This is a genomic window from Paenibacillus sp. FSL W8-0439 (assembly GCF_038008995.1).
Lineage (GTDB): Bacteria > Bacillota > Bacilli > Paenibacillales > Paenibacillaceae > Paenibacillus > Paenibacillus polymyxa.
This window is the reverse complement of sequence record NZ_JBBPAK010000001.1, coordinates 3,068,670-3,085,368: the sequence shown is the minus strand read 5'-3', so window position 1 is coordinate 3,085,368 and position 16,699 is coordinate 3,068,670. Positions and strand designations below refer to the sequence as shown.

The 16,699-nt window shown below is 44.7% G+C and carries 17 protein-coding genes; 15 read left to right on the top strand and 2 right to left on the bottom strand.

Features of this window, described 5'->3' with window-relative positions:
• Positions 1 to 74 precede the first annotated feature (74 nt).
• Positions 75 to 1,178 carry a DUF3900 domain-containing protein gene (locus MKX36_RS13090; protein WP_016820767.1) on the top strand — a complete coding sequence of 368 codons (1,104 nt, stop codon included), beginning with the start codon at positions 75 to 77 and terminating at the stop codon, positions 1,176 to 1,178.
• Between the two features lie 123 nt (positions 1,179 to 1,301).
• Here MKX36_RS13090 and MKX36_RS13085 read toward each other — a convergent pair whose 3' ends face one another.
• Positions 1,302 to 2,231 carry an L-lactate dehydrogenase gene (locus MKX36_RS13085; protein WP_107733547.1) on the bottom strand — a complete coding sequence of 310 codons (930 nt, stop codon included), beginning with the start codon at positions 2,229 to 2,231 and terminating at the stop codon, positions 1,302 to 1,304.
• Positions 2,232 to 2,463: 232 nt separating this feature from the next.
• Here MKX36_RS13085 and MKX36_RS13080 point away from each other — a divergent pair, with 232 nt between their 5' ends.
• From MKX36_RS13080 to MKX36_RS13030, 11 genes are all read left to right on the top strand, one after another.
• A complete protein-coding gene (locus MKX36_RS13080; protein WP_090890563.1) occupies positions 2,464 to 3,855 on the top strand; it encodes an amino acid permease in 1,392 nt (463 codons plus the stop codon).
• A gap of 163 nt (positions 3,856 to 4,018) precedes the next feature.
• Positions 4,019 to 5,269, top strand: coding sequence for a YCF48-related protein (locus tag MKX36_RS13075; RefSeq protein WP_340864850.1), 1,251 nt, complete (start codon positions 4,019 to 4,021; stop codon positions 5,267 to 5,269).
• A 152-nt stretch (positions 5,270 to 5,421) separates the two neighbouring features.
• A complete protein-coding gene (locus tag MKX36_RS13070; RefSeq protein WP_013371387.1) occupies positions 5,422 to 5,604 on the top strand; it encodes a hypothetical protein in 183 nt (60 codons plus the stop codon).
• Between the two features lie 188 nt (positions 5,605 to 5,792).
• The gene (locus tag MKX36_RS13065) at positions 5,793 to 6,188 is read left to right on the top strand and encodes a DUF2500 domain-containing protein (protein ID WP_016820772.1); all 396 of its coding nucleotides are present in this window, start codon (positions 5,793 to 5,795) and stop codon (positions 6,186 to 6,188) included.
• A gap of 134 nt (positions 6,189 to 6,322) precedes the next feature.
• A complete protein-coding gene (locus MKX36_RS13060; RefSeq protein ID WP_016820773.1) occupies positions 6,323 to 7,072 on the top strand; it encodes an SDR family NAD(P)-dependent oxidoreductase in 750 nt (249 codons plus the stop codon).
• 119 nt (positions 7,073 to 7,191) lie between these two features.
• Positions 7,192 to 7,614 carry a cell wall hydrolase gene (locus MKX36_RS13055; protein ID WP_016820774.1) on the top strand — a complete coding sequence of 141 codons (423 nt, stop codon included), beginning with the start codon at positions 7,192 to 7,194 and terminating at the stop codon, positions 7,612 to 7,614.
• 59 nt (positions 7,615 to 7,673) lie between these two features.
• Complete coding sequence (gerQ, locus tag MKX36_RS13050) at positions 7,674 to 8,129, top strand: spore coat protein GerQ (RefSeq protein ID WP_017427029.1); 456 nt, start codon at positions 7,674 to 7,676, stop codon at positions 8,127 to 8,129.
• Positions 8,130 to 8,518: 389 nt separating this feature from the next.
• A complete protein-coding gene (locus tag MKX36_RS13045) occupies positions 8,519 to 9,820 on the top strand; it encodes a hemolysin family protein (protein WP_172494064.1) in 1,302 nt (433 codons plus the stop codon).
• Between the two features lie 200 nt (positions 9,821 to 10,020).
• Complete coding sequence (gene bioB / locus MKX36_RS13040) at positions 10,021 to 11,028, top strand: biotin synthase BioB (RefSeq protein WP_340864849.1); 1,008 nt, start codon at positions 10,021 to 10,023, stop codon at positions 11,026 to 11,028.
• 36 nt (positions 11,029 to 11,064) lie between these two features.
• Positions 11,065 to 12,183, top strand: a complete 1,119-nt coding sequence (locus tag MKX36_RS13035; RefSeq protein WP_340864848.1) for a glycerol dehydrogenase — start codon at positions 11,065 to 11,067, stop codon at positions 12,181 to 12,183.
• Between the two features lie 131 nt (positions 12,184 to 12,314).
• Positions 12,315 to 12,806, top strand: coding sequence for a hypothetical protein (locus MKX36_RS13030; RefSeq protein WP_340864847.1), 492 nt, complete (start codon positions 12,315 to 12,317; stop codon positions 12,804 to 12,806).
• Between the two features lie 74 nt (positions 12,807 to 12,880).
• Here the strand turns inward: MKX36_RS13030 and MKX36_RS13025 are convergent, their stop codons facing one another.
• Positions 12,881 to 14,113: an aminopeptidase gene (locus tag MKX36_RS13025; protein WP_016820780.1), complete on the bottom strand. Its 1,233-nt coding sequence runs from the start codon at positions 14,111 to 14,113 to the stop codon at positions 12,881 to 12,883.
• A gap of 163 nt (positions 14,114 to 14,276) precedes the next feature.
• Here MKX36_RS13025 and MKX36_RS13020 point away from each other — a divergent pair, with 163 nt between their 5' ends.
• The 3 genes from MKX36_RS13020 to MKX36_RS13010 all read left to right on the top strand — a co-directional run bounded on the left by MKX36_RS13020 (position 14,277) and on the right by MKX36_RS13010 (position 16,659).
• Positions 14,277 to 14,573 carry a hypothetical protein gene (locus MKX36_RS13020; protein ID WP_045244528.1) on the top strand — a complete coding sequence of 99 codons (297 nt, stop codon included), beginning with the start codon at positions 14,277 to 14,279 and terminating at the stop codon, positions 14,571 to 14,573.
• A 126-nt stretch (positions 14,574 to 14,699) separates the two neighbouring features.
• A complete protein-coding gene (locus MKX36_RS13015) occupies positions 14,700 to 15,503 on the top strand; it encodes an MBL fold metallo-hydrolase (RefSeq protein ID WP_340864846.1) in 804 nt (267 codons plus the stop codon).
• A 136-nt stretch (positions 15,504 to 15,639) separates the two neighbouring features.
• Positions 15,640 to 16,659 (top strand): aldose 1-epimerase, encoded by a 1,020-nt coding sequence (locus MKX36_RS13010; protein WP_016820782.1) that lies wholly within the window; start codon positions 15,640 to 15,642, stop codon positions 16,657 to 16,659.
• Positions 16,660 to 16,699: the final 40 nt, after the last annotated feature.

Genomic DNA, 16,699 nt, shown 5'->3' with positions numbered 1-16,699 from the left:
AATCCGATGTACCTTTTAAAATCATAGTGATATAATTACGCGTACATGCCTGAAAAGGAGCGTATAGAACGTAAATGAACTTTCAAGTGGACTTTTTATCTTTTTTTGTGATTCAGGTAGACGGGAAAGAAGGACAAGGCGGTAAGTCCTACAAGCATTATGCTACAATGGATGACTATGATTACGATGAGAGTGATGTCAAAAAATTTCTGGACGGGGAATTTGCTCGCATTAGCAAGCGAAAGGTTGAAAAAAATCCAAGCACAGAGCAGGCACCGACTAAAATCGGCCGCTTTATCGTTGAACCGGAACATGAGCTGAGCAGTAATCCGAATTTCAATATGTTCGCTCGACTACGAGCAGCAGAGGATAAGGAAGATTTTAAAAATGCATGTGATGACCTGGTGCGGATGTATCTGGATACAAGCGCGGTACGAGGTGGAGCACTGATCATTGTACAGGCTACATTAAATACCCACTCTGACGACCCGTTTATTTTTGTACTCAAATGTGATTTTGAACCTAAAATTGCACGAATAACTGAAAGCAGCCTGGTCAGTGAGGTCGAAATGGCCATTTCAGCCCGTAATATGAAATCCATCATGTATCCCTACATGCTGGAGGAGGGTATGAACGATGAGTGGGAGCTTAAAATACATCAGTCTTCGCATGCGCGGTATTTTGAAGACTTTTTGAAATTCGTCACTTATGAGCAATCCATGCCGGAAATCGTTAATGAGCATGTCATGGGCTTTGTTCAGAACTATGTAGAAACCAAATGGCCGGATGCATCTAATGAGGAAAGACAGCAGGAAGAGCGCGATCTGGAGCTGTGGGCGGCCAGCGAAAAACGGGATCTGCAAGGAAAATGGGAACCTCTTCAGGTCGTAGAAGCTGCGCAGCATATTGTCGAGCTAAAACCGGAAATTGAAGTTCGTTTCAAACTGGATGATACGGCTGTGCGTGGGTTACTATCCGACTTTGGTGCCAAGCTGCATATCACGAAACTTCATGATAGATATGCACTTATTATTGAAGGTGATGCATTTACGTTTGAAAAGGGATTTTCTCCGATTGAGCTGCTACAACCTGAATCCTTTGAAACGGTGGCTGAGCGGCTCAAAGAGAAACGGCAACATGAAAATGAGGGTATGGATGGCGATACACCACCTTGGTAATTTGGAACGCATAGCAGGGCGACAAACGAACGGAATTATATTATAAAAAAACGGACCTCACAACGGATGTATCCGCTGTGGAGGTCCGTTTTTGTTTAGCTTTTATATTCTTGACTTACTGAATTACATATGCACTTTACTAATTTGATCTTTCAGCTTGTCCGCAGATTGAACCAACCTTGCACGTTCCTCGTCATTGAGCGGAAGATCCAAAATTTCACGTACTCCATTGTGATCCACGATACTTGGAACACCTAAATAAACGTCAGATACACCGTTATAATCTTCCAGCAGGGTGGACACATTAAGTACCGACCCCTCGTCTCCGAGAATAGCGGCTACGATACGGTCAAGAGCCAGCCCGATGGCGTAGGATGTAGCGCCTTTGGCATCTATAATTTCATAGGCAGCATTCTTCGTATTCTCAAAAATTTCATTTTTCGTTCCTTCGTCCAACTCCAGTGGAGTTCCAGCCACGTTGGCTGTGCTCCATACAGGTAACTCAGAGTCACCATGTTCTCCAATAATATGGGCGTGGATGCTTCGTGGATCGATGCCCTTTTGCTTCCCGATCAGATAGCGGAAGCGTGCGCTGTCCAGCAACGTTCCTGATCCAATGACTCTGCTTGAAGGCCAACCACTGCGTTTCCAAGAGATGTAGGAGAGAATGTCCACTGGATTGGTTGCGATCAGCAAAATGCCATGTGTATTGACCTTGATGATATTATCAATAATACTTTCAAAAATTTCGGCATTACGCTTGAGAAGATCAATACGTGTTTCTCCCGGCTTTTGTGAAGCTCCCGCTGCAACAATGATGATATCTGCATTACGGCAGTCTTCATAATCACCCGCCCATACTTTGACACCGCCGAGAAAAGGAAGCCCATGATTCATATCGAGCATTTCCCCCTTCGCCTTTTTGACGTTGACATCAATAAAGACAAGTTCTTGCATGCGTTGGCGCAGCAGCAGGGTGTAGCCGGTTGTTGTGCCAACCGCTCCCATGCCGACAATAGCCACTCTACTTCGTTTGTAAGGTTTTAAGCTCATAAAATCCTCATCTCCTTCTCGGGTTGTATACCTTTTCATTTTGGGATATTACTTAAAAATTTATCTTTCCAACTTAGTGTACCCTATATACTAACCCACCGCAAAGAAATATGACATTTTTCCTTGACTTCAAAGGCGAGCTCGCTAATAATTAATCGAATGATAAGAACATGCACTAAAGCGTTGCAGCACCGATATTGACGCATGAAATTATGGAAAGAGGATTAGGAATATGGACTTATTTCGAAAAAAAACAGGACTGCTCTCGCACGAGGAAAGCGGATCTACAGGTCACTTAAAGAGAACAATGGGGCCTTTTGATCTCACCATGCTAGGAGTAGGATGCATCATCGGGACAGGGATTTTTGTTATTACTGGCAAGGCAGCAGCAGAAAATGCAGGTCCCGGCTTGATGCTTTCTTTTGTTATTGCAGGGATTGCCTGCGTATTGGCAGCCTTGTGCTATGCAGAGCTTTCATCTACAGTTCCCGCGGCTGGGAGCGCTTATGCATATAGTTATATTGTTTTTGGAGAAGTTCTGGCCTGGGTACTAGGTTGGGACTTGATTCTGGAATATGGAGTGGCGGCCGCCTCTGTGAGTAGTGGCTGGTCTGCTTACTTTCAAGGCTTGCTGGCCGGATTTGATATACATCTACCGTTAGCTTTAACCGCAGCCTTCGATTCGACCAAGGGGACCATTATTGATCTGCCAGCGGTGTGCATCATCATGCTCATCACACTGTTGCTTAGTCTCGGAGCCAAGGAAACGGTCCGATTCAATTTCATTATGGTTTGTGTCAAAGTCGGGGTCGTACTGCTATTTATTGGAATTGGAATCTTTTATGTTAAGCCTGCCAACTGGACACCGTTCTTGCCTTATGGATTTTCTGGTGTATTGAGTGCTGCGGCAATCGTATTTTTTGCTTATCTAGGCTTTGATGCTATCTCAACTGCTGCTGAAGAGGTACGCAATCCGCAACGGAACATGCCCATCGGCATTATTTCCTCTTTAGCGATCTGCACGATATTGTATATTGCCGTTTCAGTTGTGTTAACGGGAATGGTACCTTATACGCAGTTGGGCGTTAGTGATCCGGTTGCGTTTGCTCTCCGCTTTATTCATCAGGATTTTGTAGCTGGATTAATTTCAGTTGGTGCGATTGCTGGGATGACGACCGTTTTGCTGGTGCTGTTGTACGGCCAGACACGATTAATTTTTTCTATGTCACGAGATGGTCTTTTACCCGTTTTTCTTTCTAAGATAAATGCCAAAACTCAAACACCGATTCGAAGCACATGGCTGGTGGGTAGCATTATCGCATTGGCAAGTGGTTTGTTCCCGTTACATGCACTGACCAACTTGACGAGTATTGGAACCCTGTTCGCTTTTGCTGTAGTTTCGGTTGGGGTCATCGTTTTGCGGAAGACACGACCAGATTTAAAAAGAGGGTTTACCGTACCATGGGTTCCGTTACTTCCGCTACTGAGTGCTTTGGTTTGCATCGGTCTGATGCTTCAGCTTCATATCAGCACCTGGATCGGATTTATCGTGTGGCTACTGCTTGGATTACTGATTTATTTCTTCTATGGATATCACAAAAGTTTGTTGAATCATAAATCCTAACAATATTAGTATGAAAAAAGCCGGCATTCTTCACTTTTGTGAAGGAGCCGGTTTTTTTTGTCATTACGCGAAAAGTGTCACATAGGGGTGTTTATGGTATAATTCTGTTTCAGATAAGCTTTTGGCACGTGATTACCGCATGCCATCGAGGGAGGATTTTGATATGAAACTGCGCTGGCGTGCGCTCTTGGGAGGAGTAATGCTATTGACGGGCATCCTGCTAACTGCCTGTTCTGCTGAACCCCCAAAAACTGTAACTAAACCTCCGATTGAGGAACCAGATGACCAGGGACAAACGATAACTATTAATCCGCCGGTAACCCCAAAGGCTGGCGATCCAAACGCCAAATATGTAGTACAGACACGAATCGCGGATTTTCATTTAATCGATAACAATAAAGGGTTGGTTTGGGGAGTTACCCATAATGAGCTTCGACTTTATGATACCCATGATGGTGGGAAAACATGGAATAATATTTCTCCTTCTGAAAACGTCCAATTTCAAGACAAGCTTGAATATGGCAAGGATATCAGTTTCACAGATTCACGTCACGGTTGGGTCGTCCGCCAAAATCTGGACCAAACAGCAACAGTCATTCTAAGAACGGCAGATGGAGGGCAGAGCTGGGATGTTTCAGCGCTACCTAGCGGAGACCATGTAAGCTCGATTCAATATGTAAATCCAACCACAGGCTGGATCATGGCTTATACAAAACTGAATGAGCAGGATCAACAAAAAATGTTGTATCACACCACGGACGGAGGAGCCACGTGGAATAAAGTTGCGCAAAGTTCTGGTATGACTTCCAACAAATCAGGCTCAGGTTTACCCGATCAAGGCAGTATGGCGGGAATGAGCTTTTCTTCCAACAATCAGGGTTTTGTGGCGATTAACGTGGACAATAGCGTGAAATTGTATAAAACTTCGAATCAAGGGAAAACGTGGACTTCAGTCGCTAACAGCATGCAAGGGTGCCCTCAGGCTAAGGCAGAAGCTCAGCAGTCTCTTAAAGGTAACAGTTCCTCATACTGGATTCCGGTTTTCTGCTATGGGGATAACGGTACCAAATATAACGGGCTGTTTACGAATAATACAGGAACACAATGGAATGATGTGCCATTGGGTCTGAGTAGCAATAATAATTCTATAACTCCTGGGCGTACCTTTCTAAGCGATAAAGAAGGATGGGTTATAACCATAAACGGAATGAGCCATACAATAGATGGAGGCAAGACGTGGACAAGTCTCAAAGGCAACAAGGTGCTGCCTTCGAAGCTAAAAGACTACCCACGATCAGTCAAGCTGCGTTTTGCTTCTTCATCGGTAGGTTGGCTGCTTTTGGAACGACTCGACGACAAGAAATCACTGCTGTTAAAAACAACAGATGGTGGTGCAAACTGGAGAATTTTATAATCACGATAAAGGTGATTGCCCTGGGATGTCTTCCCAGGGCGTTTTATTTTTAAAAAATTTAAATTTTATACGACAACATGTGAAAAAAATCACAAACTAACAAATGAGCCACTGTTATACTAAACCTGTAAACAACGATAGGAGTGATAATCATGAGAGCGAATCAGGATCATATGTTAACCCAATACTACCTTCAATTTTGCTACACTTGTCAGGATGCCTACGGTTGCACGACGGAAGAGGACTGCAAGCAATGCGCAGAGCGTTACGCCGAAGAAGAAGATCATGAAGTTCTGGATGAAACACAACGTTATCTCCAGCTTGTACATGTGTAAATCGATGAGCCATTCTGATATCGCCATATCTTGAGCCTCCCGGATTAATCCGTGGAGGCTCTTGGCGTTCTTGAGGGTTGCTATCAAATTTGGGCAGCAACATACATATACTGTTATAGAAGGCTTGAGGCAGGTCAGGATGCCCAGTGGTTTCCCTGTGGAATGCCTGGCGGAGAGGAGTGCGGTGCATGGGATTTGAGTCATTATGGATGTTCGATTGGCTGGGTACGGTATTGCCCGTATTTTTCGTAGTTGTGTTGGGTATTGTCGTGTTGTCTGCGGGCAGGGAAGTCATGGAATGGAGCCGGAACAAGCGGCAGCCTGTGTTGACGGTGGGTTCCCGCATTACGGCCAGAAGGACACATCTCCAACAGAGGCGCCAAGAGGAACAAGGGAGTCGTACCTATACTTTCTATTATGTAACCTTTGAAGTGGAGAGTGGCGACCGGATGGAGTTCAAGGTATCAGGGGAAGAATATGGTCAATGTGCTGAAGGGGATGAGGGACGGCTTACTTTTCAAGGTACAAGGTATATCGGGTTTCAGCGTCTTAATCGTTATAGCTTGGAGCAGGTTAAAATGTAGGATTCAGTCAAAAACATTCATGCTCATTTACAGCCTTCTGCGAGGAGCCAGGGTAGGGGGCTGTGAATGTTTCTTGTACGGCACATTTTGGTACATATATACTAAAACAGAGTAGTTCAGAGGAGGAATAAGTCGTGTCATTTGAAGGACAAGTTGTTATTGTAACAGGAGCGGCGCATGGCATCGGGAAAGAGGTCGCTTTTGCCTATGCTGCTCAGGGTGCCAAAGTTGTATTTGCTGACTACAATGAGGAAGAGGGCGCCGCAGCCGCTGCAGCAGCCCGGAACGAGGGTCATCAGGCTATTTTTATTCCTTGTGATGTGCGTAAGGAAGCAGATATTGTAGCGCTGATCCGTGCCACGGAAGAAGAATACGGTACAATTCATACGTTGATTAACAATGCAGGCGTATCCAGATGGAAATCTCCATATGAGTTAACCGTAGCAGAATGGGATGACATTCTGAATACAAACGTACGCAGTTGTTTTATTGCAACCAGAGAAGCGGCTAAGGTAATGAAGCGAAACGCAGAAGGGGGCTCAGTGGTTAATATGACCTCTACACGAGCTTTCATGTCAGAGCCGGACACAGAAGCCTACGCAGCATCCAAAGGAGCCATAGCCGCCCTTACACACGCGATGGCCATATCGCTAGGAAAGGATAGGATTCAGGTCAATTGTATTAGTCCAGGATGGATTGAAACCGGGGATTACGAGCAATTGCGTGCGGAAGACCATCAACAGCATCCGGCTGGGCGAGTAGGGACCCCTAAAGACATCGCACGAGCCTGTCTGTATTTAACACAACCCGGCAATGATTTTGTAACAGGCACGAATCTAGTGGTCGATGGTGGCATGACGCGTAAGATGATCTACGAGCCATGATAAAAGCCTAAATGAGTAGTCCCATTCTTGGGGCTATTTTTTTATTTTCTGGACTGTCACCTATTGGGCATTTGTACCATAGGATAGGGTATGTGAAGGAGAAGCAAGGAGGGGACGCGGTGGCTGTAATCAAGACCAACTCAGAGGATGTGAGGACCCTCGCCCGGCTGATGCGGGCTGAGGCTGAAGGTGAAGGCGAGTCAGGAATGCTCATGGTTGGCAATGTCGGTGTGAACCGAATTTTAGCCAATTGCCTAGATTTCCAAGGGATACGCCTCATGAATGACATGGTGTTTCAAAGCCCCGGAGGTTTTGAGGCTACTCAGAAGGGGTATTTTTATCAGAGGGCCCGTGATCGGGACATTCGACTTGCCCAGCGTGTAATCAATGGTGAAAAAATACGTCCAGCATCCAATGCATTATGGTTTTTCAGACCGGCTGGAGACTGCCCGGGTACCTGGTATAACCAGACCAATACCGGACGCTTTAAAGCCCATTGCTTTTTTAGCCCGACTGCACAGGACTGTCCTAATGTATATTAGACACCTTTCAGGATGGCTTGAAGAATTTAAAAATTAAAACCATTTTAGGAGGAATTTAAATGATTTCACAGCAAGCTTACCGTCCCGTATCTTATGCTTCCGGCAATGGATATCCCGAATGGCCAAGAGGAATGGCTCCAGCCGGAACCATGCAACCTATGACTGGCTTTCCACCTCAAGTAAGTAGTGGCAGCCCTATGACACCAACGGGTACGGTAGTGCAGGTTCAGACTCCTCAATACGAGCAATCATACATCGAGAATATTTTACGCTTGAACTTGGGCAAAACGGGAACTTTTTATATGACCTATGAAAATAACCGAGAATGGAATGCTAAAATATTCAAAGGCATTCTGGAAGCAGCAGGTCGGGACCATATTATTATTAGTGATCCGGCGACAGGCAAACGGACCATTCTGCTGATGTTAAACCTAGATTATGCAACTTTTGATGAGCCATTGTTGTACCAATATCCCGGCGTCATCGGGAACCCGGGCGGATCTCCGGTTCGCTGATGCCTTCATATATATGAGTTTACATCCTCTGCCAGACGGCAGGGGATGTATTTTGTTTATATTCTTTCTCAAATATAGTTGCTTTCTTGGTGGTAAGAGGCGAAAATGAGAGCTTTTCGACCTAAATGATGGAGGGATTGATTTTTCTGACATTGCTTGTAGTTTGACTGTATAGAGTATAGTTATATAATTAAATATAAGCTGATGAATGATTTAAACATTTATGCGGAATATGGCTTATGGAAGCCGGAAGGGGTGAATGTGTTGGGAAGTTGACGCTGCTTATGATGTGTTATCGTTCTGTCTATGATGAAAATATCCGAAGGAGGTGCGCCTGTCTGCCGTAATGACGGCTGATGGGGAGCATATTGAGTGACCCTTTACCGAGTATGTTTAACTTAATTATTGTTTTTGCATTAGTATTATTGAATGGATTTTTTGTATCTGCGGAATTTGCCATGGTGAAGGTCAGGGGCAGCCGTATCGAAACCTTGGTGGAGGCGGGCAATAAAAAGGCCGTATACGCCGCCAATATGATACACAATTTGGACGCTTATTTGTCTGCCTGCCAATTGGGTATTACCTTAGCATCGTTGGGACTGGGATGGATCGGAGAGCCGGCCATCGCACATTTGATTGAGCCTATATTTACTGCCGTTGGCTTGGGAGCGGTATACGTACACGGTACTGCCGTGGTGATTGCATTTATTGTCATTACGATTCTGCATATTGTGTTGGGTGAATTGGCACCCAAAACGATAGCTATTCGTAAATCTGAGACTATTACACTGTATTCGGCCATGCTGATGACTTGGTTTTACAAGTTGATGTATCCATTCATATGGGCGTTGAATGGAATGGCGAACAGCCTGTTGCGTTTGTTCCGTCTGGAGCCGGTATCCGAATATGATGATTCCGCGCATACGGGGGATGAAATACGCATTCTGATGAAAGAAAGCAATAAGAGCGGACTAATTGATAATACGGAATTGGCGCTTGTTGATAATATATTTGATTTTGCTGACACGACCGCCAGGGAAATCATGATTCCGCGCACGGAGATGATCTGTTTATACAGTAATGAGTCCACAGAAGAAAATCTCGCGATTGCAACGGAAAGCATGAGAACCCGTTATCCAATCTGCGCCGAAGATAAGGACCATATTATCGGCTTTATCCATATTAAAGATCTTCTACGTGCGAACACGCTGGATACCCGTACGATGATTCGCCCGATTCTTGCTGTTCCTGAATCAACGCAAATTAGTGATCTGCTCAAACGCATGCAGCGTAGCAAGACGCAAATTGCAATTTTGATTGATGAATACGGTGGCACATCGGGTATGGTAACATTGGAAGATATTATGGAAGAAATCGTCGGTGAAATTCAGGATGAGTTCGACCAAGAACGTCCGAGTTGTGAGCAGATTAATGACGAGGAATTTTCCATTGACGGTATGTTATTAATTGATGAAGTGAACGATCGTTTCGGGCTAGATCTTGATCATGAGGATTATGATACAGTAGGGGGCTGGCTCTACTCACATGTAGAGGTTATCCCTCCACAGCCAGGTCAGTCTGTAGTGTTTGAAGGATGTATGTTCATTGTAGAAGAAGTTGAAAACAAGCGGATTTCACGTATTCGGCTAATCAAACAGCCTATCATCGTGGAGGAAGCAGGAGTCTCATAATGGAATAAATATGGAAAGCGACCTTTAATGATGTGGGGTCGCTTTTTAATTTGTCTTCTTTACATAAAGGATGTGAATTGATATGATATCTGTGTTATTGTCAACCTAATATATAATTATTAAGTTGACAATAAAGCGGATTTCCTTACGGTAAAAATCTCATCTGCTTACATAACCATCTAAATGAGGGAGGATGAAGTATGAATTTATTCAATAAGGCTTTAAATTGGGACTCATTAGCTGAAAAAGCGATACATTTCAGCAATCTGACGCTGGAAGAAGGCACGGCGGTACTGGAAGCGGACGATGTGGAAATATTACCGATTATGCAAGCTGCATTTCAGGTAAGGCATCATTTTTACGGAAAAAAAGTAAAGCTCAATATGATCATGAACGCCAAAAGTGGTCTGTGCCCGGAGGATTGTGGTTATTGCTCACAATCCTTCGTTTCTACGGCACCTGTCAGCAAGTATAGTATGCTGGATAAGGAATCATTGTTGGCTGGGGCAAGGGAAGCCCTAGCACGAAAAGCGGGGACATATTGCATTGTAGCTTCCGGCAAAGGTCCGACAGATCGGGAACTGGATCAGGTGATTGATGCTGTACAAGAAATTAGTCGTACCATGCCGCTCAAAATTTGCGCTTGCTTGGGGATTCTCAAGGGAGATCAAGCACAGCGATTGGCAGATGCTGGGGTACACCGTTACAATCATAATTTAAATACAAGCAAAGCCAACTATCCCTCGATTACGACCACACATACATATGACCAACGCATCGAAACTGTGAAAATGGCTCAATCACACGGAATGTCTCCATGCTCTGGCGTTATTATCGGTATGGGGGAGACGAATGAGGAAATCGTTCAAATGGCTTATGCCTTACGAGAGTTGGATGCCGACTCTATTCCGATTAATTTCCTAAATCCAATCCCCGGAACCCCTTTGGGAGAAGCACAGCGGATCTCGCCGATCCAAGCTTTAAAGGTGTTGGCACTGTTTCGGTTCATCTGTCCATCCAAAGAAATACGCGTCGCAGGCGGAAGGGAATTGAATTTACGCTCATTACAACCGCTAGCCCTTTATGCAGCAAATTCGATTTTTGTAGGAGATTATTTAACGACAGCAGGCCAAGAAGTTACCGCTGATCATCAAATGATAGAAGATTTTGGTTTTGAAATTGAGATGTGTGCCCTTTCAGCCGTATAATAGAGATTGTACAAACATGGAAGGGAGAGTTGAATGATGAGCGAAAAAGTATTTATTAGTCCAGGTAAATATGTGCAAGGGAAAAATGTGATTGATAAAACAGGTGAATATGTTAAGCATTTAGGCCATACGGCTTTGGTTATTGCGGACAAGCTGGTTTGGGAGATTGCAGCCGATCGAGTGGTCAAAAGTCTGGAGCAGGCTGATATCACTGCTATAAAGGTTGAGTTTCAAGGAGAAGCATCCAAAAATGAAGTAAACCGTATTGCTGATGAGGGACGAAGCGGCCAGGTCGATATTGTCATTGGTGTAGGTGGCGGTAAAACACTGGATACCGCCAAAGCCGTTAATGAGCTACTCGGTTCCTCGGTGGTGATTGTTCCAACAACCGCCTCTACAGATGCCCCTACCAGTGCTCTATCTGTTTTGTACACGGATGAGGGTGCATTTGATACGTATACCTTTTTCAGTAAAAACCCGAGCTTAATCCTGGTTGACACGAAGGTCATATCTCAGGCACCGCCTTTGTTCCTCTCCTCAGGTATTGCGGATGCTATGGCAACGTGGATTGAAGCCCGTGCAGTCATTGAAGCTCGTGCTACAACTATGGCTGGCGGCTTGCCAACCTTGGCGGCAGAAGCCATTGCGTCCAAGTGCGAGGAGGTTCTTTTCGATTACGGACTGCAAGCTTATGAATCTGTGAAGCGCAAAGTCGTTACACCAGCGCTTGAAGCGGTGGTGGAAGCCAATACATTGCTAAGCGGTTTGGGCTTTGAAAGCGGCGGCTTGGCAGGTGCACATGCCATTCACAATGGTTTTACCGTACTCGAAGGAGACATTCATCACCTGACGCATGGCCAAAAAGTAGCTTTTGGCACCTTAGTACAGCTTGCCTTGGAAAAAAGACCTTTAACTGAGGTGGAGCGGTATATTGATTTTTACCTAAAACTCGATCTGCCGGTTACGCTGGAAGACATTAAGCTGCAGGAAGCTTCCCGAGAGGATTTGTACCGGGTAGCTCAGGCTGCTACCAAAGAAGGCGAAACCGCTCACAATTTACCATTTGCTGTTACAGCGGATGATGTGCTTGATGCAATTTTAGCGGCTGATCAGTATTCAGTTGCCTACAAGACTAAAATTGGACATAGAAACTAATCACATACGAAATAAGTAGATTCAAAGGTCGCTGATAAGCGGCCTTTTTCCATTATTTAACTTGCGGCTTATGGTATGATTTTCATGGTACATAATTAGAAAATTACCTAAAATTTGAGAGGGGTTTAGCGATGGCCAAATGGAATGTAGAAGACCAAGGTATTCAATATAGTATTGAGTACAAGCGTGGCTTTACCGGAGGAAAAATTATTGTGAATGGTAGCGAGCAGAAGGTGAAAAGCCAGAACGCATTTTTGAACTTGATTGATTTTCCAATTCGATTGAAGGAGAAAGCTGTGAATGTTGTGGTCATTGGCAACAAAGCAGATTTAGCTGTGGACGGTATATATCTTGGGTCCAATCAACCTTATGTTCCAGTAAGTAAGGCTCCGGGCTGGAGCTGGGCTTTTGTCGTGGTCAGCTTAGTTATAGGGTGGCTATTTGCAGGTATCTTTGGTCTGTGTTTGGGGATATTAGGCAGCATGTTATATGTGAAATCATCTTTATCCTTACATCAAACCATTAATAGAAGAGTTGTAAGCTGCTTTATTGTCTTTTTCATCATCAGCATAGTACAAATCGTATTTGGACTTGCAGCTAATTATTGGATTAATACACTGTAAATGTATGTAACATAACTTAAAGATGAAGCAAGAAGGCTCTCTCGCATCAAGCGGTGAGAGCCTTTTTTACCGTGTTAAATCGCCCAATTTCCTTTACGGAAGATCGGTTCCTCAGTACCGTCTTCGGTAACGCCATTGATGTCCATTTCACCTGAACCAATCATAAAATCGACGTGAGTCAGACTGGAGTTAAGACCGTTGGCAGCCAACTCCTCTTGAGTCATATCCTTACCGCCTTTAAGATTGAATGCATAAGCATTACCGATAGCCAGATGGTTAGAGGCATTTTCATCAAACAATGTATTGTAGAATAAAATGTTTTTATCAGAGATCGGTGACTTATGAGGCACGAGCGCAACCTCGCCCAGGTAGTGTGAACCTTCGTCCATTTCTACGAGATGCTGGAGAGTCTCCAAACCGGTTTCGGCCTGTACATCGACAATACGCCCATTTTCAAAGGTCAGTGAGAAGTTGTCGATGATATTGCCACTGTAGCTGAGTGGCTTGGTGCTGCTGACTTTACCGTTTACTCCCGTTTTAAGTGGAGCAGTAAATACCTCTTCAGTAGGCATGTTGGCTACAAAAGTATGTCCCTGTTGGTTGACGCTTTCGGCTGCTACCCATAGATGGTCTTTTGCCAGTTCGATAGTGAGGTCTGTACCTGGCGCCAGATAATGCAGCTTTTTATAGCGTTTGGAGTTTAAAATATCAGCTTTGCTGGAGAGGGTTTTCAAATGCTCATTCCACGCCTCCACAGGGTTGTCCAGATCCACACGTACAGTGCTGAAAATGGCTTCCCACAGTTTATCCATTTGCTCGGAAGCTGGCAGATCAGGGAATACTTTGGCTGCCCATTCTGCTGAAGGATAAGCAATCAGAGACCAGCTGAACTTGTCAGCCATTTGGTATTCACGGTATTGACGTAACTCATGTGATCGCACACGCTGGGCAGCGGTAATTCTGCTGGACGGAATCCCTTGAAGCAAATCAGGATTCTCGGCAATGACATGGAGCACTGCAGCGCCATTTTCGACTTCTTCAGTCATTTCGGCTGCGTACCATTTGGGAGCAATATTAAAAGTTTCATCAGGAGCTAGTTCATACTGTAATCGGGTAACCGTCTCATCACTCCATTTTACTTTTACCAGCTTAGCTCCGACAGTATACGCTGATTTAACGATAAGTCGTACGAGTTCGGCGGACAAGATTGGCGCATGAACGATAAGTGTCTGCCCAGGTTGGACATTGGCGCCCACTCGAACGGCTAATTCCGCATATTTCTGCAATTTTTGTTGAAAATCTGACATGTAACTTTCCTCCATTTCACGAAAAAGCCTCAAATAAGAATAGGGTAATTCGCACAGTTTTTTTGCAAATTCCACACATAGCTTATATATTGTACAATGTAACGAAAAGGTTCACAAATCAGTTTTGGTACTTTTTAGTGAAAATGAAAGGGCGGATAAATAAATGACGGAGCAAAATTCTTCTCAGGAATTGAAAGAAGTACATATTCAGCAGGCGCAAATGACTAGAGATGAGAACGGTGCATATTTAGGCCAAGTGGTATTTGGAGTAGACGGACAGAGTTCTATATATGAAATCACCTTCCACAGTAAAAAGGGAAAGGAGTGGGATTATAGTCTCCATTTTGCAGGAGAGCCACGCTTGGAGGAAGAGATGCTAGAGATGGATAGCTGGATTGAAGAGAACGATGATCTTTTCGACTATTTGCTGGATGCGGCATGGAGTAAATTACCCGAGTAATGTAAACATGGTCTATTTTCGTGACAAGCGGATTATATTTAGCAGTGTCCGCATAATCTGCTGACATGGGGGAAGCCTAAAGGTCGAGTATAACAGGAAATTCCATGTGAATAGGAGGGTGAAGCTTTGGCAAATCATCTGTTCACCGAAGGAATGACGGCAAATGAAGAGGCTGCTCCCGATCTCCTGAGCTTACGGACGCTGTTTGTAAATGTGTGTTTTATCGGAGAGCCGGGAAGCCGATCCTGGGTGCTGGTGGATACGGGGATGGCAGGATTCACAGACTCGATTATACGCCTAGCTGAAGAACGGTTTACGGGTCCTCCGGTTGCTATTGTGCTTACTCACGGTCATTTTGACCATGTAGGTTCGGTTATTGAGTTGGTTCAGCATTGGGGTACACCTGTTTATGCACACCCTTTGGAATTACCTTATTTAACGGGAATGAAAGATTATCAAAAACCTGACCCTAGTGTTGGGGGAGGCTTGATGTCGGGAATTTCCTTCTTGTATCCCAATGATGCTATAGATCTCGATGATCGCATCACCTCCTTGCCCCAAGATGGCAGTGTCCCCGGCGCCCCTGGTTGGAAGTGGCTGCATACACCAGGACATACGCCTGGTCATGTATCGCTTTTTCATGAGCGGAGACGCTTAATGGTAGCTGGTGACGCTTTTATCACGGTAAAGCAGGAATCGGCCTTGGCTGTGCTTTTACAGGAAGAAGAAATCCACGGACCGCCTGCGTATTTTACAACAGATTGGCAAGCTGCACAGCGGTCAGTGAAGATATTAGCCAACTTAAAGCCTGCAATTGCAGTTACAGGGCATGGACATTTCATGCAAGGTACCGAGCTGACTGATCAGTTGGAAAAGCTGGCTGGAAATTTTGAACACATGGCAGTACCCAAACAGGGACGTTATGTGTAATATGTGTGAAGGACGATGCCTTGCGGGGCATCGTTTTTTTGCGTGGACGTGGAATTTTTTTGCTGGACATGGTATAGTCAAGCCAAAAGCTAAACGCTTTCATTAAACATCGTCATTTCATCAAGGAGGATTTTTGATGACACAACAGCATACTGCAATTGGTGATCTTTATTATGGAATACCGGCGATTCGTCTTAAATTTGGACGATATGAAGCGGTTGCCCTGCCAGGAAACGGCGCAAATCTGATTTCTTTTCGTGACAATGAGACGGGATATTCTTTTTTACGTGAGCCGGATGCTGAGAGCATAGAGGCTTTTAAGCAAAGCCCATCCGTTTACGGAATTCCTTTCTTATTCCCTCCGAATCGATATGAGGATGGAAAATTCCTGTGGAATGGTGTTACATATGAGCTGCCAATTAATGAAGAGGCTACCCATAACCATTTGCACGGCTTTTTACACACCGTTCGGTGGGAGGTTGAGGATTACGGTTCCGGGGAGCAAGGTAGTTATGTGGTAATGAATCAGCATGTAAGGGAAGGGCATCCTATGTTCCGTTATCTACCCTTCACCTTTACGATGAAGCTGACGTACAGCCTTGACGAATTTGGCCTGCATCAGCGTTATGTGATCCATAACGAGGGGGATCAGCCGATTCCCAACTTGTTTGCCTTTCACACAGCCATTCGGGTACCGTTTGTACCTGATAGCTCGCCTGAGGATTACAAGATTAAGGTTACGATCGGTGAGCGGCGTGAGCTGACAGATCGGTTGTTGGCCACTGGACAGTTCCAACCTTTATCCCCGGAAGAGGAACTGATGAAGACAACAGGAGTTAGCCCTTATTTTGCCTCTATGGATAATCATTATACGGCGGCTCCGCAAAATGGACGTAACTATATGGAACTCACACACAGTAAGACAGGTGCTACCCTTGTATACGATGTAGGCACTGCTTATAAGCACTGGATGATTTGGAACAACAAAGCGAACCAGGAATTCATCTGTCCTGAACCGCAAATGAACATGATCAATGCACCGAATCGACCAGACTTGCCTGCGGAAGACATCGGGTTAATTGCACTGGCTCCGGGACATATTTTTGAAACAACCAGCCGTCTGTATTGTGTTACTCCGAATAAAACGAAATCTTAATATGTTCTTTATCCAAATAAGCTTGCATCGTGGTGAACGG

Coding starts and splice junctions, on each gene's coding strand:
- MKX36_RS13090 (WP_016820767.1), top strand. CDS start 75: ATGAACTTTCAAGTGGACTTTTTATCTTTTTTTGTGATTCAGGTAGAC.
- MKX36_RS13085 (WP_107733547.1), bottom strand. CDS start 2,231: ATGAGCTTAAAACCTTACAAACGAAGTAGAGTGGCTATTGTCGGCATG.
- MKX36_RS13080 (WP_090890563.1), top strand. CDS start 2,464: ATGGACTTATTTCGAAAAAAAACAGGACTGCTCTCGCACGAGGAAAGC.
- MKX36_RS13075 (WP_340864850.1), top strand. CDS start 4,019: ATGAAACTGCGCTGGCGTGCGCTCTTGGGAGGAGTAATGCTATTGACG.
- MKX36_RS13070 (WP_013371387.1), top strand. CDS start 5,422: ATGAGAGCGAATCAGGATCATATGTTAACCCAATACTACCTTCAATTT.
- MKX36_RS13065 (WP_016820772.1), top strand. CDS start 5,793: ATGGGATTTGAGTCATTATGGATGTTCGATTGGCTGGGTACGGTATTG.
- gerQ (WP_017427029.1), top strand. CDS start 7,674: ATGATTTCACAGCAAGCTTACCGTCCCGTATCTTATGCTTCCGGCAAT.
- MKX36_RS13045 (WP_172494064.1), top strand. CDS start 8,519: ATGTTTAACTTAATTATTGTTTTTGCATTAGTATTATTGAATGGATTT.
- bioB (WP_340864849.1), top strand. CDS start 10,021: ATGAATTTATTCAATAAGGCTTTAAATTGGGACTCATTAGCTGAAAAA.
- MKX36_RS13035 (WP_340864848.1), top strand. CDS start 11,065: ATGAGCGAAAAAGTATTTATTAGTCCAGGTAAATATGTGCAAGGGAAA.
- MKX36_RS13030 (WP_340864847.1), top strand. CDS start 12,315: ATGGCCAAATGGAATGTAGAAGACCAAGGTATTCAATATAGTATTGAG.
- MKX36_RS13025 (WP_016820780.1), bottom strand. CDS start 14,113: ATGTCAGATTTTCAACAAAAATTGCAGAAATATGCGGAATTAGCCGTT.
- MKX36_RS13020 (WP_045244528.1), top strand. CDS start 14,277: ATGACGGAGCAAAATTCTTCTCAGGAATTGAAAGAAGTACATATTCAG.
- MKX36_RS13010 (WP_016820782.1), top strand. CDS start 15,640: ATGACACAACAGCATACTGCAATTGGTGATCTTTATTATGGAATACCG.